14 protein-coding genes, 1 tRNA gene and 1 pseudogene are annotated in these 20,955 nt (G+C 53.8%); 6 read left to right on the forward strand and 10 right to left on the reverse strand.

Annotation, left to right across the window (positions count from 1 at the left end; all coding sequences use genetic code 11):
• Positions 1 to 14 precede the first annotated feature (14 nt).
• Genes PAG01S_RS22570 through PAG01S_RS05050 form a run of 4 tightly spaced genes read right to left on the reverse strand, consistent with a single transcriptional unit; the run spans position 15 to position 1,909 of the window.
• On the reverse strand, positions 15 to 146 hold the full coding sequence (locus PAG01S_RS22570) for a hypothetical protein (RefSeq protein ID WP_003854444.1): 132 nt from the start codon (positions 144 to 146) through the stop codon (positions 15 to 17).
• Between the two features lie 33 nt (positions 147 to 179).
• A complete protein-coding gene (locus PAG01S_RS05040) occupies positions 180 to 1,091 on the reverse strand; it encodes a DUF808 domain-containing protein (RefSeq protein ID WP_010247708.1) in 912 nt (303 codons plus the stop codon).
• 10 nt (positions 1,092 to 1,101) lie between these two features.
• Complete coding sequence (locus tag PAG01S_RS05045) at positions 1,102 to 1,377, reverse strand: hypothetical protein (RefSeq protein ID WP_010247711.1); 276 nt, start codon at positions 1,375 to 1,377, stop codon at positions 1,102 to 1,104.
• Positions 1,378 to 1,429: 52 nt separating this feature from the next.
• Complete coding sequence (locus PAG01S_RS05050) at positions 1,430 to 1,909, reverse strand: very short patch repair endonuclease (protein WP_010247714.1); 480 nt, start codon at positions 1,907 to 1,909, stop codon at positions 1,430 to 1,432.
• Positions 1,910 to 2,099: 190 nt separating this feature from the next.
• Here PAG01S_RS05050 and dcm point away from each other — a divergent pair, with 190 nt between their 5' ends.
• Positions 2,100 to 3,476, forward strand: coding sequence for a DNA (cytosine-5-)-methyltransferase (gene dcm, locus PAG01S_RS05055; RefSeq protein ID WP_062757871.1), 1,377 nt, complete (start codon positions 2,100 to 2,102; stop codon positions 3,474 to 3,476).
• Positions 3,477 to 3,519: 43 nt separating this feature from the next.
• Here the strand turns inward: dcm and PAG01S_RS05060 are convergent, their stop codons facing one another.
• Entirely contained in the window at positions 3,520 to 3,801 is a 282-nt protein-coding gene (locus PAG01S_RS05060) for an Arc family DNA-binding protein (RefSeq protein ID WP_010247717.1), read from the reverse strand.
• Positions 3,802 to 3,872: 71 nt separating this feature from the next.
• Entirely contained in the window at positions 3,873 to 4,577 is a 705-nt protein-coding gene (locus PAG01S_RS05065; protein WP_010670862.1) for a phosphohydrolase, read from the reverse strand.
• Between the two features lie 611 nt (positions 4,578 to 5,188).
• On the opposite strand from PAG01S_RS05065, the gene PAG01S_RS05070 reads away from it, so the two are divergent.
• From PAG01S_RS05070 to PAG01S_RS05080, 3 genes are all read left to right on the forward strand, one after another.
• Complete coding sequence (locus PAG01S_RS05070) at positions 5,189 to 5,866, forward strand: ASCH domain-containing protein (protein ID WP_010247721.1); 678 nt, start codon at positions 5,189 to 5,191, stop codon at positions 5,864 to 5,866.
• A 178-nt stretch (positions 5,867 to 6,044) separates the two neighbouring features.
• Entirely contained in the window at positions 6,045 to 6,821 is a 777-nt protein-coding gene (gene mtfA, locus PAG01S_RS05075; RefSeq protein WP_170933474.1) for a DgsA anti-repressor MtfA, read from the forward strand.
• Positions 6,822 to 6,924: 103 nt separating this feature from the next.
• Positions 6,925 to 7,000 (forward strand) — tRNA-Asn (locus PAG01S_RS05080).
• 245 nt (positions 7,001 to 7,245) lie between these two features.
• On the opposite strand, the pseudogene PAG01S_RS22775 reads toward PAG01S_RS05080, so the two are convergent.
• A pseudogene (locus PAG01S_RS22775) lies at positions 7,246 to 7,401 on the reverse strand (LysM peptidoglycan-binding domain-containing protein); the annotation flags it as partial.
• A 259-nt stretch (positions 7,402 to 7,660) separates the two neighbouring features.
• Here PAG01S_RS22775 and PAG01S_RS05090 point away from each other — a divergent pair.
• Both PAG01S_RS05090 and PAG01S_RS05095 read left to right on the forward strand, forming a co-directional pair.
• On the forward strand, positions 7,661 to 7,921 hold the full coding sequence (locus PAG01S_RS05090) for a GlsB/YeaQ/YmgE family stress response membrane protein (RefSeq protein WP_062757877.1): 261 nt from the start codon (positions 7,661 to 7,663) through the stop codon (positions 7,919 to 7,921).
• Between the two features lie 26 nt (positions 7,922 to 7,947).
• Positions 7,948 to 8,328 (forward strand): YidB family protein, encoded by a 381-nt coding sequence (locus PAG01S_RS05095; protein ID WP_010247730.1) that lies wholly within the window; start codon positions 7,948 to 7,950, stop codon positions 8,326 to 8,328.
• A gap of 113 nt (positions 8,329 to 8,441) precedes the next feature.
• On the opposite strand, the gene PAG01S_RS21535 is transcribed toward PAG01S_RS05095, so the two are convergent.
• The 3 genes from PAG01S_RS21535 to PAG01S_RS05110 form a co-directional block, all read right to left on the reverse strand.
• Positions 8,442 to 8,738, reverse strand: a complete 297-nt coding sequence (locus PAG01S_RS21535; protein WP_073970648.1) for a barstar family protein — start codon at positions 8,736 to 8,738, stop codon at positions 8,442 to 8,444.
• 227 nt (positions 8,739 to 8,965) lie between these two features.
• Complete coding sequence (locus tag PAG01S_RS05105; protein WP_062757881.1) at positions 8,966 to 9,403, reverse strand: DUF6392 family protein; 438 nt, start codon at positions 9,401 to 9,403, stop codon at positions 8,966 to 8,968.
• Positions 9,403 to 20,946: a hemagglutinin repeat-containing protein gene (locus tag PAG01S_RS05110; protein WP_062757883.1), complete on the reverse strand. Its 11,544-nt coding sequence runs from the start codon at positions 20,944 to 20,946 to the stop codon at positions 9,403 to 9,405. The genes PAG01S_RS05105 and PAG01S_RS05110 overlap by 1 nt, the downstream gene beginning before the upstream one ends.
• Positions 20,947 to 20,955: the final 9 nt, after the last annotated feature.

Consider the following 20,955-nt stretch of genomic DNA (forward strand, 5'->3'; position numbering starts at 1 on the left):
TATTGACGCTGACGTCAGATTTTACAGCCTTCGCAATCGGCTTCGTCGCCGAGATCATCCGGCACTTCGCTGGCTTTTTTCTCTGCTTTCGCTTCAGCCTGCTCCAGCTGTGCGTCGATATCAAATTCAAACATGTCGTCGTTCATCGTCATTCTCCTGACCGTAAATCACAGTGCGCTTTATACCGATTTTCCGCGCACTCTGGCAATAAGGTTGACCACTAACAGCACGATCGACCCAATGATAAAGCCGAGCACCAGGTTGGCGCCGTTGCTGAGCAGCATAGCGATCCAGCCGCTGAAGCCACTGCTGACTTCCTCGATCAGATGATGCAGCGGTGCGATGCCGTGTACCACAATACCGCCGCCGACCAGGAACATGGCGATGGTACCGACCACCGAGAGGATCTTCATCAGCCAGGGCGCGGCAGCCAGCAGCACACTACCCAAACCCTGCGCAAGGCGGGACGGTTTCTCACGCAACCAGAATCCGAAGTCATCAATTTTTACGATGGCCGCCACGATGCCGTAAACGCCTACCGTAACCAGAATTGCGATGCCCGCCAGGATAATCACCTGGTTGAGCAGCGGCGATTCCGACACGATGCCTAAGGTAATCGCAACAATTTCGGCTGACAGAATGAAATCGGTGCGCACCGCGCCTTTGATCTTCTTCTTCTCAAACTCTGCCGCATTCTGATTCGCCAGCGAATCGAGTCGCTGCTGACGCGCTTCCGGTGATTTGCTCTGCTTGTCATGCTGCAAACTGTGCATCACCTTCTCCACGCCTTCGTAGCAGAGATAGGCACCGCCAATCATCAGCAGCGGCGTAATCAGCCAGGGCGCAAACGCGGAGATAATCAGCGCCAGTGGCACCAGGATCAGTTTGTTAAGAAACGATCCTTTGGCAACGCCCCATACTACCGGCAGCTCACGGTTGGCTTTTACGCCGCTGACCTGCTGAGCATTCAGCGACAGATCGTCGCCCAGTACGCCAGCGGTCTTTTTCGCCGCCACTTTCCCCATGACGGAAATATCGTCCAGAAGTGTTGCAATATCATCAAGTAAAGTCAGTAAACTGGTTCCCGCCAAAATCTTATCCTTAGTCTGGTTCGTTATGTTGACAACATGGGCAGCGCTCAATTTCCGTAACGGTCATCTCGGCGATGCCCTCACAATCCCACTCTACCCGCACCGTCTCGCCTGCTGCTCCTTCAGCATGCAGATATTTGCTGACCGGGCTTTCGGTCATGCCGGTGATCTCCTCCGTGGCGACAAGCCTGTCACCGCAGTAAACCCGCGCGGTCGCTTTGGTATTCACCATCCGCTCGTCACGAATCTGGTAAAGGCGTTTTACCGTCAGTTTTATGCTGCTCATTTCAGGCTCCTGGCCACGGAGAAAGCGCAGATCTAACCAATTATGTCTGTGATTAGCAATCGGCGTTGTAATGATGAATGCCCTGATGGTCGACTTCGGCACTCTCCGGCATCGCCAGCAGCCACTCCTCCAGCCGCTCCAGCAGGTCCTGATCCGTCAGGCGCAGTTTGCCACGTAGCGCACACTCCCAGATGATCAGCACTTTCCAGCCGCTCTCCTGCAGCTGGCGCACATAACGCCGGTCACGTTCAACGTTGCTGTTGATTTTGCCGGTCCAGAATTCTGTGCGCGTCGCCGGCAGTTTAAACAGATAGCAGTGATGACGATGCCAGAAGCAGCCATGAACAAAAATAATTGCCTGATGTTCTGTCAGAACGAAATCGGGCCGTCCCGGCAGGTTTTTATCCTGCACGCGAAAGCTGAACCCCCGATCTTTCAGCAGCAGCGCAATACGTTGCTCAATGGCCGTATCCTGAGCGCGAATGGCACGCATATTTTTGCTGCGTATTTCGCTGGAGTGAACATCAGCCATAACCTCTCCTTTTTTGCTGGTACTTCAACTTTAGCCTGCGCCACGAAAAGTGAAAGCCGCCGCCCGACGACTTCACACAGTGCGCCGCAAAAACAGAACATTCCGGGGGGCTGGCACAGGGCACATCCAGGCAATTTCCTCACAGCGTCTGGAGTGATAGCATAGGCGTCTTACTGTTAAGGAAAAACGCATGCATCCCGCCGCCCTCGCTGAACCACTCTCTGCTGCACTTTCATCTGCTGATGCGTCTGAACTCTTTCAGCAGGTGCTGGCAATCTATTCGGTTCGTGATCTCACGGCCCGCCTGCAGCAGGCAGGATTTTCCTGCTGGACGCCGGCACTCCTGAACCGGATTCGTCAGGGTAAAACCGCCCTGCCACCGCTGTGTGAGGCGGAACTGTCGCTGTTACAGGGGCTGCTGCCGCCCCGCCCCGCCCATTATGATAATCCTGAATTTCGTTTTATCGATCTCTTTGCCGGTATTGGCGGCATTCGTAAGGGATTCGAGGCGATCGGCGGCAAGTGCGTGTTTACCAGTGAATGGAATAAAGAGGCGGTCCGCACTTACAAAGCCAACCACTACAGCGATCCGCTGGAGCATCACTTCAATACCGATATCCGTCAGGTCACCCAGCCGGAAGGTCTGACTGACGATGAAGCGATATACCGCGCGATTGATGCGGCAATCCCCGATCATCAGGTGCTGCTGGCCGGTTTTCCCTGCCAGCCCTTTTCGCTGGCGGGCGTCAGCAAGAAAAATGCGCTGGGTCGTGCACATGGCTTTGAGTGTCAGGTACAGGGCACGCTGTTTTTCGATGTGGCCCGTATCCTGGCTGCCAAGAAGCCGCCGTTCTTTGTGCTGGAGAATGTGAAAAACCTCAAGAGTCACGACAAGGGCCGCACCTTCGCCATTATCATGGAGACGCTGGATGAGCTGGGCTATGACGTTGCGGATGCGGGTGCCAGCAGCCCGGATGCCAAAGTGATCGATGCGCGTCACTTCCTGCCGCAGCATCGCGAACGCATTGTGCTGGTGGGTATTCGCCGTGACCTGAAAAAGCAGGATTTTACGCTGCGTGATATCCGCCGTTTCTACCCGGCGCAGGTACCCAGCCTGCAGAGCCTGCTGGAGAGTTCGCCGGACGACAAATATATCCTGTCACCGGTCCTGTGGCGCTACCTCTATCAGTATGCGAAAAAACATAAAGCCAAAGGCAATGGCTTTGGCTTTGGCCTCAACGATCCGCGTAATCCTGACTGCTGCGTGCGTACGCTGTCAGCACGTTACTACAAAGATGGCTCAGAGATTCTGATCGATCGCGGCTGGGACAGTGCGCTGGGCGAAGCGGAGTTTCAGGATGCCGATAACATGGCGCGTCGGCCACGCCGCCTTTCCCCGCGCGAGTGCGCCCGCCTGATGGGCTTTGATGTGCCAGGCCGCGAGCCGTTCCGCATTCCGGTTTCGGACACCCAGGCTTATAAGCAGTTTGGTAACTCGGTGGTAGTGCCTGTGTTTGCAGCGGTGGCTCAGCTGTTACTGCCACATATCCGTCAGCTGAAGTCGTAAGCACCGTGAAATGAAAAAACCCGTCTGGCGACGGGTTTCTGTTTTATTTCTTCTTCTTGCTCTGCTTCTTCAGCAGCAGCCGAATCTGCTTCAGCTCTGTTGCACTTAGTGCATCGGTCTTCACGTCAGCGGCACTGGATCCCTCAGTCCCCTCTTCAGTGATGTCCTGATTATCAATCGCCGGATGTGGATGCGTTTCCAGACTGGCCTGCAAACGTTGCACAATCTCCTGGCTCATCGAAATCTGATTTTCCAGCGCCAGCTGTTTAATCGTTTCTTTCAGCTCAGGATCAATTTTAATTGTTAAATTAACAGTTTCAGTCATCGGGCAGCTCCTTTTTGTTATTGCTACAAGCTACCGGATGACCGTTTCGATTAATACACTGTCACAAAAATTTAATATTCGGTTTGCAAAGGTGTGAAGTCCCGCAGCACACCCTCATCCATTCCCACCAGATTGCCCTGCAGCTCGGCATAAAGCTTAGCCATATAGCGTACCAGGAAATCTGCGTTATGCTCAGCCAGCATGCGGCCGGTTTCAGTGTGCATGGTTTCCGGCAGACGCAGCAGCTTCTTCTGGAAATGATCCAGCGTCCACTTAACATCATTCAGCTCGCGATCTTTACCCAGCGGGTCCTGGCTGTCGAATAATGGCCGATTCAGCGCACCAGCGGTGTAGAAGACCCGCGCCAGTCCGATCGCACCCAGCGACTCCAGCCGGTCAGCATCCTGTACAATTTTAGCTTCCAGCGTCTGAGGCGGTATGCCGGCGCTGAAACTGTGGGTTTTAACGGCATGCATCACGGCATCAATCTTTTCAGCGGGGAAGTCGAGAAAATCCTGCTGCAGAATGCGCTGGGTTTCCGTCGCGGCATAGGTTGAGGCGAGATGACGTTCCGGATGGTTCTTCGGCAAGTTCACCACATCGTGAAAATAGCAGGCGGTCAGCACCACCAGCGGATCAGCGGGCGTGCCGTTCATGATTCGCTGTGCGCTCATCCAGACACGCCGCAGATGGGCGATATCGTGCGCGCCGTCGTCGTGGATCCAGTTCGCCTGAAACCAGCTTTCATAGCGAGATTGCCAGAGTGTGAGTGACATAATCTATCTCCCTGTAGTGATCGACAGCAGTTTTTCTGTCGCGATCAGTGCGCAAACGGCAAGCCATCATAGCGACTGGCTAATGACACTTTTTTTACAGTGCAGTTGAAAAGAGCAGCGCTGCCAGCAATTCCGGGCAGAAAAATGAGATCTGGATCATCTGTATAGCATCTCTGTTACACAATAACCGCAATTTCGGCTGTTTTCAGTCTTTCCTCAGTGAATTGCTGCTAAGAAAATTAGTTTAACAGGCGTAATGTTTGGTTCGATCTTAACCAACTTCCTGCCTCATGTTCAGCGTTTTTTTGTCACGCGATTAAGTGTAAAACTGCACGTTATGACAGGTGAAAAAGTCTGAAAAGGTTCCTATTTTTACGGTTATAACGTACTGTATCCGGGCTATTCGTCGCTTTTTGCCAGTTGCGTGATAAGCTTTGGTGCGCTTTTTGCATTTTGCTGGTTTTTAACTACTAAAGTGACAATTATACAGTGACAGTCAGCCTACAAATTATTAAGCAAAATGATTTAAAGCTTTTATGATAACTCTCAGATGTGAAGCAAATGGACTTTTACAGCAGTAACCGGGTTCTACTAATAAAAAGAGGTAATCCATGAAAGAACGGCCGATTCTTTTTTCCGAACAGCGTGTTCGTGCCCTGTTGGTTGGCCAGCAAACGCAAACCCGGCGCATTATGAAAACTCAGGCTTTCGGTCCGGGACAGGATCATCACGAGGGCGTACACGCTTTCGATGTGAGTGCTAATCATCTGCATGGTTATAAAATGATGTCGATGACGGACATCAGCTATCAGTGTCCTTACGGTAAACCGGGTGACGTGCTCTGGGTGCGTGAAACCTGGCGTGGCCCGATGGTACCCGAGCAGTATCTGGCCGATTATGAACGCGACCCGACGCCCTTCCGCCAGCCAGAATATTGCCAGTATCGTGCAGACAGCAACGAGCTGGGCCAGCATGCACTGAGCACGCCGGAAGCGGAACAGTTTGGCTGGCAGACTGCCATTCATATGCCGCGCTGGGCCAGCCGCATCAATCTGGAAATTACCGGCGTGCGCGCCGAGAAAATTCAGGACATCAGTGAAGATGACATTATGGCGGAAGGCGTGCAGACCGATTCGCACTTCCTCAACAACTTCTTCACCATGAACGTCAATTCTGAATCGCCCAAAGAGGCGTACCGTAAAGCCTGGGAAAAACAGTATGGTGCGACCAGCTGGGAAGTGAATCCCTGGGTGTGGGTGATTGAGTTTCATCGTATTGAGCGCAACTGACGCCCCGGCCCCACGCTTTGCGGGCTGAATCACAGACAACGACCGTGCTAACAGGTTGAATAGACGGCCCTTAGCCCTGTCGCCAGATGAACAGTGCCAGCATGGTGTTTCGATGCTGGCATTTTTATGTCTGGCGCGTCAGGATAGCGAAATAGTCCGGTTCTGTGCGGGAGTTGCGATGTTTAAATGGCCCTGGAAAACGCATAACGACGCCACCCTGGCCGCGCTGCCATGGCAGCATGGGCTGGCGCAGCCGATATTCAGCCAGCTGGATGAGGCTGAACAGCAGGCGCTGGTTGAGCTGGCGCAGCGCTTTCTGCAGCAGAAAAAGCTGGTGTCGCTCGACGGTGTTCAGCTGGATGAATTGCGCAGTGTGCGGATCGCCCTGCTGTTCTGCCTGCCCGTGCTGAAACTGGGCCTGGAGTGGCTGGACGGTTTCCACGATGTGCTGATCTATCCCGAGCCGTTCGAGGTGGACGATCAGTGGCAGGATGACGATGGGCTGGTTCACAGCGCGCCTGCGGTTCACGCCGGACAGAGCTGGACGCAGGGGCCGGTCGTACTCAACTGGCTCGATATTCAGGACTCCTTCGATCTCTCCGGCTTTAATCTGGTGATCCACGAGGTTGCGCACAAGCTGGATGCCCGCGGCAGCGGTTACACCAGCGGTATTCCGGTCATGCCGCTGCGTGACGTCGCACTCTGGGAGAAGGATTTGCGTGCCGCGATGGCGGAGATAGAGAGTGAAGTTGAACTGGTGGGTGAGCAGGCCGCCACGATCGATCCCTACGCCGCCAGCGATCCCGCTGAGTGCTTCGCCGTGCTCTCTGAATATTTCTTTACGGCTCCGGTACTGCTGGCCGAACGCTTTCCCGCCATGTATCAGCATCTGCGCCAGTTTTACCAGCAGGATCCCCTGCCCAGAATCGCCGCTGACACTGCGCAAACTGCTTAAATCACGATCGCTTTGCGTTAAAGCTAGCCAGTTGAATGATAATGTATTTTTTGCTGTTGACACCTTAGAGCGACGCCGTTAATATTCGCCTCGTTCACACGATTCCTCTGTAGTTCAGTCGGTAGAACGGCGGACTGTTAATCCGTATGTCACTGGTTCGAGTCCAGTCAGAGGAGCCAGATTAGAAAAACCCGCTCAGGGAAACCTGAGCGGGTTTTTTGCTTTTCAGCGATCCCAGTATTCTCTTCCTGTCTGACTGTTCATCTCAACTCGTCTGCGGTTGTTATTACCGAGACCACCGTTAAGTCTGGATCAACGCAGGCTGTCTGGCGCAACCCTGTCATGGTGTTGTGACGAGATGGCTTTAAATGAAAAACCAGCCGGGCAATATTTACGCCGGCTGGCTCACACTAGTGACGAATTATTACTCAGGAATGGTCAGTACCTGACCCGGTGCAATTTTATCCGGGCTGCTGAGAAGGTTTTTATTCGCCTCAAAGATTTTCATATATTGGGACGCATCATTGTAAAACTGCTTTGCGATGGCGCTGAGCGTGTCGCCTGATTTAACCGTATATGTACGATTACTTCCTGCGGCGGTTACAGACTTATCATCAACATTTTTATCCACAGCATGTAACAACTCACCGCCTATATTTTTAATATTATCCAGAATGCTCATATTTACTCCCCTATCTTTTCTGATACGTTTAGTTTAATAAAGAAAACAGGATTGCCAGGCAAATACTGCTCGGCGTACGATACACCTGCTTCTAATTCATGGGTTAAACCACTGCTAAACGTTGCTGTAATTAATATAAAAACAGAGGATATTAATGATGGGTATATTGTCATGGATTGTATTCGGATTACTTGCCGGCATTATCGCCAGATGTATTATGCCAGGTAAAGAACATATGGGCATTTTCATGACCATTATTCTGGGTATTATCGGTGCGCTGATTGGCGGTGTCGTCAGTACCGCTCTGGGTTTTGGCAAGGTCGATGGCTTCAATATTTACAGCATTGGCATTGCCACCGTGGGTTCAATTATTGTGCTGTTTGTCATTCATAAAATCAGAGCGTGTAAACAGTCTTAATAGATTACTTCAAAGGGGATAACAGAATGAGTTTACTGGAAACAGTACTGGCCATGTGCGGCCTGAATAATCAGACCAGCCAGGAAGTGAAAGGTGTGCTGGAGTGGGTTGAGCAGCAAGGCGGTTTACATACCATCGTGAGTCACCTGCAGAGCGGCGAGTACAGTGAGGTGGTTAACTCCTGGCTGGGTGATGAGCAGAATGTTGCGCTGAGCAGCGACCTGGTGCAGAAGATGATTAACTCTGAGGCGATTGAGCAACTGGCTGCGCGGATGGGTATTAACACCAGCGATGCACTGAATCTGCTGGCAAAATATCTGCCGCAGCTGGTGGATAAAGCGTCTACGGCGGGCGTCGTGGATAAAAAAGCCGATCTTACCGGTCTGGTGAGTCAGTTAATGCACTAAGCGTGATGCCATTGAAAGATAAAAGCCTGCTGCGAAAGTATGGGCTTTTATCTTTTAGATTTGGGGAAGATGCGGAAGAATTTTCAATAGATGACCTTAATATTGATCATAGGTCATTTTAGAAAGTATTCAAATTTATCTTCACAGCAAAATTTTATATCCTGTTGCTTTGTCCGTTCGAAAATCTGGATGATTTGATCAAATCGCTCTCCGAGCCTTTTTTTTAATAAATCTGAATGATGCCATGTTATTTTTCTTGGCCTTTCAATATCTGTACTCAGGCGATCCCATAGGGAATCCAGATTCCTGCCATAATATGGACCAAAACCCATCATCTCAGCCAGAATACTATGAACATCAGATTCTGTATGTATATCACGACCATCTATGATTATATTGCTATTACTCATCGTATTTATCCATTGAAAGAGCTTATTCAGTCATTTCCACAAGATCTGGGTGCAGACTGGATGTGGTATAACAGAGGCAATAAGAGTAGCCCGATCATCGAGGTAGGAAATGAGCTTAAAAAATTTGTAATCATTCAAGATTAAATTATGGATTTTCACACAGCCATCGCCTCATTCAACCGATCATTTCTGCCTTAAATGATCGGCGTAACGGATTAGATAGGAATTTATACCGACCTCATAAGAGTAACTCTGGATAATCTATCATTCTGATTAAATTGTAGATGTAGCTTATATCCCTCTTTTTCATACCTTATCCAACGATCAATATAACCCATAAGTGCATCCATTTTTCCACCACCAGAATCTAAGGGGTGGCCTAGCATTTGAACAGCCTTATGCTCCGAACTATCAATTGATAATGGTAAATCCCCTTCATACTCAGAAAATCCCTCATCCTTTGTTGCGTAAAATGTAATTTGATCGATAATTTTATCTTCTAACAAAAATAAAACACCAGACTGTAAAAATGAATAGTAGCTCCTGTCACCTAAAACACTCTCCTCAATCTTAGGCAACTCATTAAAATCACTTGAAATATTAATAAAATCATCATCGAATTTTTTGCAGCCTAATAACTTAATAAACCCATCCCACATCAACATTATTTTGTTACTCCTGTTTGAGAATTTCTTTTTTTGATTTCTATTATAGCGTCATCAACAAGTTTAGGATCATATCCTCGGTCCAGCATATTTTTTCTATGTAAATCTGTATCTCGACATTCTGCACCACAAAGATCTATGGCATCTTCTTTTATTTGGGATGGCGTATTTTTACCACCATAAGTACGGCCTGCCTGATGTACATCTTTAGGTACTTCAATAGCTGTTGCATTATTGTATAGGCTTTTTTCTTCAGTTGGAGTTAACTTTCTTCCCAACTCATTTTCTTTTGCCTGACGAATAGCAGCAAATGATGGGATATGATCGTGCTCCAGTCCATCACCAACCACGGCACGATCTTTGAGTTCTTTAAATGAACCAACATCTAGCGGCTTAACTGCCTGAATTTGATCACTGGCCTTATTAATCAGCTTCGATGCTTCAGCCACATCCCCTTTCTTCAGCGCCGTTTCTGCGGCCTTGATGACCTTTCCTGCCACATCACCTGCGCCGGGTATAATACCGATTGCAGCCGCAAGATAATCCAGCGCACTCCGCGCCTCGGCAAAACTCTTGATGTCGCCTACAACCGGCACAAAGTCAGCGCCCAGTAACGCTGTTTCTTTCAGCGCCTCACGCCGCTCTTCGTACATTTTCACCGAGCAGGTTTCGGCGCTCATCCCGCCGCAGTTGGCCTTCCTATAGCGTTCGTTTTCGGCCTCAACGTACTCACCAGCCTTCTGCTCAACCGTTTTGCCTTCAGCCTGCGCCTGAGCTATATCAGCGAGAGAGTTGTTCTCAACCGCATTTTTACCCGCAATCGCGCCGCTCGTCGCCGCAGCACTGCTGTTGCCCACCATGCCGCCCGCCAGTCCTGCCGCCAGCGTGCCGAGCAGGCTCAGCTGCTCGCGGTCTTCCTGCCCCAGCGCCGCTATCTTCTCCGGGGTATCTGCACCCCAGTACTTCTCTGCGATGTAGCGGGTGGCAAGCTCGCCGCTGAAGGCACCTGCCGCACCCGCTGCCGCACTTCCCCCGGACATCTGCGATGATACCGCACCCCACACCGCATGGGCCATGGCATTGGTTGCCACATCAACGTTGCCGGAAGCGTCGGTCGTTTCCTTCTTAATCAGCTGAGCTGCCCACGGATTAAGGCCACCTGCGACCGCCTGACCTGCATTGCCGGTCACCAGCCCCGTCAGAATACTGCCGACCGTCTGTGCGACCTTCTGAGATGTACTGCCAATACCCCACTGCTTCATTTCCGCCTGATACTCTGGCGAATCACGCATTTTCTCCAGCCACTCTCCCCGCTTTTTTTCCGTTGCTCCGGCGGGCAGCGTCTCGGCGTTCTTCGCACTCCGCGCCTTTTCAAGCCCTTTGATATCGCCCATGGTCGTGACGATATTTGTCATCTGGCCGCTGATTTCACCGGCTAACTGAGCAGTCTGAAGCCGCTTCTGCTCTTTCTCTTTGTCAAAGATCGCACTGATGCTGTCATTGGCATGTTCTGTGTCACGGCTGAGGTCTGCCACATCCTGCTTCTGGTTGACCCGGTCGCGAATGATCACGGTGCCGTTTGCCACCGCCGACTGCGTGGTGCCTTCGGCATGGCCGTTGTTGTTCAGGCCCGACAGCAGCGTGCTGGCGGCATTGGACGCCACGCTGGACAGCATCTGCGCACCCATGCCGCCACCGCTGGACAGCGCGATGCTGCCGCCGCTGTGGCTGACCCTGTAGTCCGCCGCATTGCCGATATCGGTGAAGCCGAGCGTACCGGTATCCAGACGGTTGTCTGCCGCATCGCCCTGGCTGGCAATCACTGCACCGTTCAGCTGGGTATGATTGCCGACGGTGATGTCAAAGCCGCCGTTACCGGCATAGATACCGCTCTGCTCCTGCACGCTGTCAAAGTTGCTGTGCATTTTGTCCTGATTGACGCTGGCATAGCCGGACACCGACATTGAGCCAAAGGTAAAGCTGCCGCCCGCGCCGTAGCTGGTCTGTTTTGAATCGTAACGGTCGCTGTCCTGCTGGCTGGTGATGGTCAGATCCCGGCCCACATCGGCCGTTACCTGATTCCCGCTGACCTGCGCGCCGTTGAGCGTGGTATCTCTTCCACTGTTCAGGCTTACCCTGCCGCCGCTGTCCAGGGTGGTTTCAGACCAGCGAGTACCGTTGCCGCTCTCCTTACCTTTGGCGCCGTTAACGCTGGCAAAAATGCTGATACCCGCGCTGCCCTGTCCGGCACCAAAACTGATGCCCACGCCACCGCCGCCGCTGCTGTTTTTACCGCTGCTTTCCTGAGTGTTGGCCGCTCCGCTCAGCACAATGTCCCTGGCAGCATTGAGGCTGCTGTCACCTGCGGCTTTCAGCTGGCTGCCGGCGATAAGAATGTCGCCGCTGTGCTCGCCACGGCCCTTACCGGCAGAGGTAATGGAGAGGTTCTTACCGGCATTGAGCGTGGATCCGGCGACGCTGTCGGACGCCTGATGCTGCTGCGATTTTGATTTCTGTGTGGTCAGGGAAAGGCTGACGCCCAGGCCGTTGTTGGGATCGGCGCTCGCTTCCGCCAGTTGCCCGCCCAGCACGGCCTGCACGCCTGAAAGCGCGGCTTTGGTAGCCTGCAGGGCAGCAAGGCGACCGTCACTCTCCTTTTTCGATGTCTGCGCCGCGGCAACCGCGTTATTAATGGCTTCACCCACCGCCCCGGAGAGCGCCAGCGTCAGCCCGCTTTTTTTCTGCTCAAACAGTTCATCATGAGTCCGTTTATCATGACCCGGATCGATGATCACGCTGTCGCCGGTAATGGCGAGATCGCGCCCCGCCACCAGATCTGAGCCGCTGACATGAGCCTGTCCGCCCGCAACAATGCTGACATTACCGCCCGTACTGCCCACCGTGCTGGCACTCTGGCTCTGGGTGGTGCCCTTGTCACGTAAGTCATGGACCGATTTACTGCTGCCTACCGTGATGCCGATGCCACCGGTTCCCATCAGGCCGCTTTTCTTAGTTTCCGAGAAACGCCAGGTTGAGTCCGTGTTGGTCGCAGCAACGATATCCACGTTGTTACCGGCCCTGAGCGCTACCGTGCCATCGCCCACGACCTGAGAACCCTGGACAAGTAAATTGTTGCCCGCATTAAGCGTGACATTGTCGCCGCTCAGTAAGGTGCCATTTTCACGGGTGTCACTGTCTTCGCTGATGGTATGCGTGGTCTTTTTACTCAAAAATCCTTTTTTGGTTTTGGTCTCTTCTTTGTAGGCATAATCGCTTTCAGTGGCGGTGGTCAGGTTGATGTCGCGTCCGGCACCCACTGCGATATTACCGCTGGCCGTAACCTGAGCCGCTTCACTGTTAACATCCTGACCCGCTTTAACCGTCGTACTCCCACCACTGGCAATTTCAGTGCCCTGCTGGCGTACCGACTCATTAATCTCAACCTTCTTACCGGATTTGTAGCTATTGCCAGAACCGGTTTCAGCTGCCAGCAGATTGACGTCACGTCCCGCCTGCAAGGTGACGTCTTTGTCTGCGGCGATGCCTGCCGCCTGGCTATTGAGATCGCGTCCGGCCTGAAGTGCTAAATCGCCTCCGCTGGTCAGCGTCGTGCGATCCAGCCCGGTTGAATGGGTTTCACGTTTGCCCTTCACATCATTCTGGCTGGTCGTCGCGCTGTTGAGATTAAGATCGTTACCGGCTGCCAGCGCCGCGTTTTTACCGGCGCTGATGTTGCTGGCGGTAACAGTCAGATCGTGACCCGCCTGCATCGCCATATTGCCGCCTGCGGCGATCTGGCTGCCGACCGTGGTGACGGAGGTGGTGCTGGTTGGGTCAACTTTTTGCCAGCGGTTTCCGAAGCCGGATTGCGCGCTGCCAGTGACGTTCTGGTTCCCGGTGATAGCAATATCATTCCAGGCGTTCAGCAGCAGATCGCCACCCGCTTTGAGGTTAGCGCCGGTGACGATAATATCGTTGCCCGCCTTAAGGCTCAGAGAATCCAGTGACGTGATGCTCGCCGTTGGCCCGCTCAGAGTTTCGGTATAGGATTTCTTCGCACCCTTACCGTTGTCTGCATCCAGATGCCAGAGCTGTGATGTGGTCAGGTTGTTGATGTCACCGTTAACACTCTCCAGTGCCACCTTTTTACCGCTGATAGTCGCGCTGACGTTGTTGATATCATTCAGTGCGCTAAGCTGCAGATCGCCACCTGCATGGAGCAGACCGGCGTTGAGGTTACTGAGCGTGTTCTGACTGTCGATAGTCAGATCGTTTTTGGCCATCACGCTACTACCGGTATTGGTGATGTTCCCGCCTTTCAGCGTCACGTTGTTACCAGCAATTACGCTGCCATCGCGCATCTCCACATCTTTTGTCGACAGATAGAGCTTCGGCACCATCACCGTTTCACCGTTGATGGTGGTGGCTTCCCACCAGACCATACTCTTATCTAAAGAGGCGAGTTGCCCGGCAGAGAGTGAGACACCAAACTCCAGTCCCAGCGACTTTTGCGCCGCCGCAGCGTTGTCCATCAGATAGCGCATCTGGGCGAGATCGGATCCCAGGCCATTGATGTAGCGATTACCGGTCTGATTCAGTACCGCATTGCTGACGTAGCGGGTATCAAACGCCGCATCACCGAGAAAACGATAATCATAATCTGGCTTCAGGTTCAGGCGGCTCAGCATGTATGAGGAGCCGAGGAAGGCGTTCTCGTCTGTGTATTGAGGCCGCGTTTCCTGTAAAGGCGTGGTGGCAGGCTGTTTGCCCAGTTTTGCGTTCAGCTCGCCGAACAGGCTCTGATCCAGCTGACCCAGGCCATTAAGTTTGGGGTTAACGGTAATCAGATAGCGGCTATTGGTGTTCGACGCAACAAAGTAGCCATTTTCACCAGAAGGTAATGGATAGGCGCTGATATCAACCTCAGCGACCTTATAGTTATGCAGCGACGCAGGATCCTGAGCAGCATTCGTCAGGTTAATGGCTTCACCCAGCGCTGCGTTGTGTTTACCCGCAGTTGCATATTGCGTCAGCGGTGCGCTGCCCTGTGAAGCGGTCTCCAGCGCACCTGCACCATTGACCTGCTGCAAGGCATTCTGGAGCTGATCGCGCCATTGCGGGGTATTGATTGCGGCTTTGTCGGCAGCAGCCAGTTGCTGATGAGACTGCGCGCCTGCGGTGCCTGCTGCTGTTAGGCCGCGTATAGCGGGGGCCGAAAGGGTGTTACCGCTCCAGCCGGTATTCGCTGTGGTGTTAGTGTTGCTGATATCGCCGCTGAAGTTAGCTGAGACGTTGCCTCCGGCCTGGATAACGGCGCGTAATCCATTTCCGGTATAGGCAGTCTCGTACTCGGGGCCACTGGAGAGAATATATTTTACGGTATCGTCACTTGTGTTTGTCGTGGCTCCTGTAGAATTTTTTGGTGCGTAAAATTCCAGATTTGTTTGATTTAAATATTCCTGGTTGGGTTTCTTCCTGACAATCAGCTCACTTGGCGGAGCAAGGGAAGTTTTCGGGGCCAATGCAAAGCTTAAATATTTGCTGGAAACCCCACTTTGCCAGGAGGCATTATTAAGCACTCCTCCGGACAAATTAGCATCATTACCAGCCAGCAAATTGCTCGCCTGATTATCCAATTGCAATGCCCTTATGAACAAATTGCGACCCGCAGCAATTCTCGCAGCCCCTCCCGAAGCAACGGCGGTTGTAGTTGTCTGGCTTACCAGGTAGCGTTTAACACGCGCTTTTTCAGTAGGAACTAAGGTATACCGGTCAGCACTGCCTGCCCCCTCAGCGTTGCCGCCGCCGGCATCTTTAAGTAAATAGCCGAGCTCGCCAGCATCTACTGAAAGCTCGGATAATCTCATATCAAACGAACCATTATCAGCGCCTGACGGAAGTCCGGAATTTGCAACAGTTGAGGAGCTCGTACTCAAACCATCCCTTGTATTCAGCAAATGTCCCGTATTAATCGTGATATCGCCGTTCTGCGTTTCGATGGTGCCGGAGTTATTAACTACCTCGCCGTTGGCGTTCCCCGCCGCGTCGCCCTGAAGCCACATACTGCCGCCTGCCAGCATATCGGCACGCTGGTTGCGGATGCTGTTGGCAAAAAGAGAGAGATTGCCTGCCGCATAGAGCAGCGCATTGTTAACGATGCTGCCAGGTGCACTGAGCACCAGGTTGCCGCGGGTACCGGTAAAGCCGTCCAGGACAATATCGCTGCGGCTGGCTAAGTTGATGTTACCGCCGCCCTGCAGACTGCCATTCCCGTTCATGGCGATACGATTGCCGCTTAACGCACTGTCACCGGTTCCCGTGGTGAGCTGACCATTATTAGTGAGATCGCCGCCTGCACTCAGCGTCAGCGCGCCGCCCTGCATCGTGCCCTGGTTATCTATCGCGCCATTACTGCTGACGGAGAGTCGCCCGCCCGCAGCCAGCACATCGCGACCGGTAAAACCATTCGCGATCTCCAGCGTGGCATTACCCAGCGCCACCACCTGACCGGTCTGGTCAAAGCCATTGCTGTGAACCAGCAAACTGCCGCCACTGAACAGACGACCACTGCTTTGCTGATTGACCTGAGCGGCCATTACGCTCAGCCGGTTGTTACCCAGCAGCGTGCCGCTGTTGTTTACCTGCTGATAATTGACCTCAAGGTTGCCGCCCTGGACTGTGCCCTGGTTGCTGAAGCCATTGCCGGTCAGCGTGCCCTGACCGTCGGCCAGCAGCGTACCGTTATTGCTGGCATTGGTGGCATTGAGAATCAGCTGCGACGCCTGTAACCAGCCGTTGTTATTCAGCTGCGGCGTATTCAATGTCTGCGCGCCACCCGAGAGCCACCGGCCATCGTTTTGCGTTAAACCGGTTATTGTCGCGACACCGTTGCCATTGCCCTGAATCAGGCCATAGTTGAACAGTTCAGGCCCGGTCAGCGTCAGGGCGTTTTGCGTGATCATGGCGCCATTGCCGCCGTTGGTGATGCGTCCACCGGCATTGACCAGCAGGCTGTTGTCACCCTGTAAGCGCCCGTTGTTATCAACCGCACCACTGGTGATCTGCAGATCGCCGCCCTGCACGCGTCCGGCATTATTAAGCGAGGAGGACTGAAGCGTCAGCCTGCCTGCGCTGAGCAGCGTTTTATCCTGCTGCTGAGTCAGTGCACCGTTAAGGCCAACCGTCAGCGCGTCGACACCGGTCACTGCGCCGTTATTGTTTAACGTGTCGCCCCGTAGCGTCAGGTTTCTGGCAATCCATTCACCCTGATTGGTCAGCGTCAGTGCCTGCAGTGCCGCTGTGCCATTCGCTGAGATCTTACTGCCAGCGCCCGTATCAAGGCGATCCGCCAGAATCAGTTGCAGCGCATCCGCACTCTGGATCGCGCCATTATTGGTCAGTTTCCGGGCATTCAGCAGGATCTGCTGTCCCTGCCAGCTGCCGCTGTTAACAACGTCCCCGCCGTTAATGTTCAGCGTGCCCTGCGTCAGCAGCGATCCTCCCTGGTTATTGATCAGCTGACGTGATGGCGCGGCCAGCGCTCTGAGCAGCATTCGCCCGGCCACCTGTGGCGCAGCGGCAAACGTCAATGCCTGCAGACCAATCAGGCTGCCCTGATTAATGACGCTGGCGGGTGAAATGGTCAGGGTTTTGCCCTGCACCGATCCGCTGTTATTCAGCGCGACACCGTTCAGCACCATCGCCCCTTCGCTGAGCAGTGAGCCGCTGTTGTTCAGCGTGTTCGCCGTAACCTGTGCGGTGTTCTGACTCATCAACGAGCCGGTGTTATACAGTTCATTGCTGATGCTGGCGTTCAGATCTTTGCTTCCCAGCAGCGATCCCTGATGCAGCCAGTTATCAGCGTTAACCGTTGCCTGCTCGCCCTGCAGCGTTCCCTGGGTGTTGAGCTGACCTGCGGTCAGCGTCAGTGTTCCGCCGCTCAGCGTTTTGCCACCGGCAGATTGCGTGATGTTATCGGCCTGAGCAGTCAGCGCCGTGTTGCCCTGTAACAGACTGTCGTTGTTCAGGCTGGTGCCCTGCAACCCCAGGCGGTCCGCCATTATTTTGCCGCTGTTGCGCAGCGTGGTGGCATTCAGGTCGCTATTGCCCTGGCTGACCAGCGTGCCGCTGTTGATCAGATCGCTGGCGATATTACCGCGCAAGGCGCTGATGCCATTGATGCTGCCGCGATTGTCGAGAGAATCCAGCGTGACGTCGAGTTGCTGGCCCTGCCAGCTGCCATCATTGATCGCGTTACCGCCCTTGACGATCAGTCGATCGCCGCTCAGCAGTTGCCCATTGTTGTGGTTGAGGGTCTGAGCAAATCCGAGATCCAGCAGCGTGTCGCCCTGAAGCAGCCCGCTGTTTTCCAGCGTATTACCGCTGGCGCTGAGTTGCTGTGCCGCAATCTGGCCGCTGTTACTGAGCGTTTGGGCATGCAAGTCGGCCTGCTGGCCGGTCACGATCTGTCCCGTGCTGCTGTTATTCAGCGTATCGGCAATCTGAAGATCGAGGTCATCGCTCAGCAGGCGTCCGCTGTTGTTGAGACGGTTGCCGTTGACTGAAAGCTTACCGTTAACCTGCAGCAGCCCGTCGTTATCCAGTTGCGCTAACGTCAGCGTCAGCGGTCCTCCGGCGATTAACTGGCCGCCATGGAGGTTGTGGAGTTGCTGATGATCCAGCGTTAAGGTGCTGTTGCCCTGCAGCAGACCGGCGTTACTGAGCACTGGCGCACCGAGGCTGAGGTTATCCGCCGCCAGTGTGCCTTTGTTATCGATCTCTCCAGCCTGTAAATTCATCTGCTGCTGGCTGATCAGACTTCCGCTGTTATCCAGCACACCCCCGACCTGGGCTGTCAGTGCCTTTCCGGCGCGAACAGTGCCACTGTTTTGCAACGCCTTCGCGTTTAACGCTATCTGATCGGCCTGCATTGCGCCGTGGTTATTCAGTGAAGTGATGTTGCCATTCAGGGTGCCGTCACTCAGCAACTGTCCGCCCTGCTGATTATCCAGCTGGTCGCCTGCCAGGGTAATCTGCTGATTACCCTGAATCAGGCCACTGTTAATCAGGTCGCCACGCAGCGTCAGCGCCTGAGCAATCAGCCAGCCGCTGTTGTCAGTGTGATTCGCTTTTAGCGCGATGCCCTGTTGTCCCAGAATCTTGCCGCTATTGACCAGCATGTCGCTTTGCAGGTCGGCGTCGGCTTCACTGAGGGCATTGCCGCTGTTCTGCCAGCGGTCAGCATTCAGTGTCAGCTGTTTGCCCTGCATCAGTCCGCTGTTATCCAGCGTCTGCTGTTGCATATTCAGCTGGCCTGCGCTGAGCAGCGTGCCGCTGTTGGTTAACCTGCTGCCCTGCAACGATAGTGCCTTGTCACCCTGGAGCGTTCCGCTGTTATTGACCTGGCTGACATCGCTATTCAGCGTTGCGGCGGCGATGATGCCCTGATTAGTCAGTACATCGCCGTGCAGCTGGAGTGGATCACTGGCCAGCAGTTTGCCACCCAGCTGATTATCCAGATGCCCGTACCGGGCGCTGAGGCTGGCAGCGTTGATTTCCCCGCTATTGTTCAGCTGGTCGCCACTTACAACCAGTGTTTTGCCGCTGGTGATCAATCCGCTGTTATTAAGCTGTGGCAAATCGAGCGCAAAATCGTTGTCGGAACTGATCGTCCCCGCAGCCAGGTTATCCAGCTGTCCGGCATGTAAAGAGAGCTGGTTAGAGCCCTGAAGCAGGCCGCCGTTACTGATTTGCCCGGTGGTCAGCGTCAGATTGGGTGCGGTTAACGAGCCCATGTTACGCAGTTGTGCACTGTTCAGGATGAGTGCATTCTGACTGCTGATGGCCCCCTGATTTTCCAGCCTGCCACGAGCGGTCAGTTGCGCGTCACCGCGTGCAGTGATGGAGCCGTTTTGTTGCAGCGTATCGCTGTTAATCACGGCATCGCCATGACTCACCATCTCGCCACTGTTATTCAGGGTCGGGGCATCGATTTGCAGACGCTGACTGACCAGATTGCCGCTGTTGCTGAAGGTGTCCGCAACACTGAATAGTGTGTTGCCCTGTGCGGAGAAGATCCCGTCCTGATTCAGACGATTAGCCGTGATCGTGGCATCACCCGTACTGATCAGTTTGCCGCTGTTATCAAGAGTGCCGCTTTGAATGTTCAGGCTGCTGCCACTGATTTCATCGCGGTTAGTCAGCTGTCCGCTAACAGCCAAAGTATTTTTACCCTGAGCCAGCAGCTTACCGTTCTGTTGCAGAGTATTAGTGCGAACCTGCACGTCACCATTACTGGCCAGGCTGCCACTGTTAGTGATCTGCGCGGCCTGAATATCGAGTGTTTTTGCGGCGGCGAGCTGACCGGCATTGTCCAGCTGAGAGGTGGCAGAGAGCTGCAGCGTGTCTACCGCACTACCGCTGCTGCTGTTATCAACACTCAGGTTAGCACCGCTGAGACGCACATTCTGGCCTGCTTTAACGCTGCTGCCTTTGAGCGTGATACTGCCCTGACTGTTGAGGTCCAGCGAGGCGTCGCTGCCCAGCGAGGCCGCGTTTAAGGCAATATCCTGCTGCGCTGTCAGCGCGACGTTGCCCCCGGCTTTATGTTCGCCCTGCAGGGCGATGCTGCTGCCTTTTGCAGTCAGGGTGCCGCTGGTCAGGCTGTTGTTGATGCTTAACCGACCCTGCGCATCCAGCACCATATCGCCCTGACGGGCATTAAGATTGCCGAGATTGACGCCAACGCCGTTTTCGCTGGAGACCAGATGGATGCGGTTTGCGTACATACCGCCCAGCGCGCCGGTATCTACAGCAACCGATGGCGCAGCACCTTCGCCCGCGATGGGTGTCACGCTGCCATCAGCACCGACCCGGTTTGCGCCCAGCGTCACATTAAGATCTTTGGCATGGATGCCCGCGTTGATTTCGGTTGCGCGCGCGATGATTGAGACAGCATCAGCCTGGCTGCCATCCAGTCCTTTACCCTCAATGCTGATTGCGCCTTTCGTCACCTCCAGCGATTGCAGATTGCCCTGCGCATCAAGCTGCGGCTTACCGGTGGTCAGCGTAACGTTGGGCGTATTGATAAAGCCGCAGCCGTTACAGGTAATGCCATAAGGGTTAGCGACCATCACGTTGGCCGCTTTGCCCGCTACTTCGGTATAGCCCTGCAACTGTGAACGGTTAGCACCCACCACCTCATTGATAATGGCCCGGGCTTCCTGCCCGGCTTTGAGATTCGGGTTGTTCTGGACAAGTCCACCCAGCTGGGTCTGCGTCAACCGGCCGGTTGCGTTGTTCAGGATCAGCCCTTCCTGACCCACGTTGTAATTCTGATACTGGTTATGCGACAGGCCCGCCGCATTCGGCGTCGCGATATTAATGACCGGAACACCATTCCCGGCAGCATCGACTTTGGTCCCTGGTGTGACGGGCGCTATCGCCGCAGAAAAGGCGGGCAGCAGTGGCTGAAACGCGATCAGCGAGCAGATGAGATAGCTCAGCAGACGACGCGGCAGTGAAAGCTTTAATTGATCATCCATAATCGGGGC

Origin of the sequence: Pantoea agglomerans NBRC 102470 (assembly GCF_001598475.1) — a bacterium.
Taxonomy (GTDB): domain Bacteria; phylum Pseudomonadota; class Gammaproteobacteria; order Enterobacterales; family Enterobacteriaceae; genus Pantoea; species Pantoea agglomerans.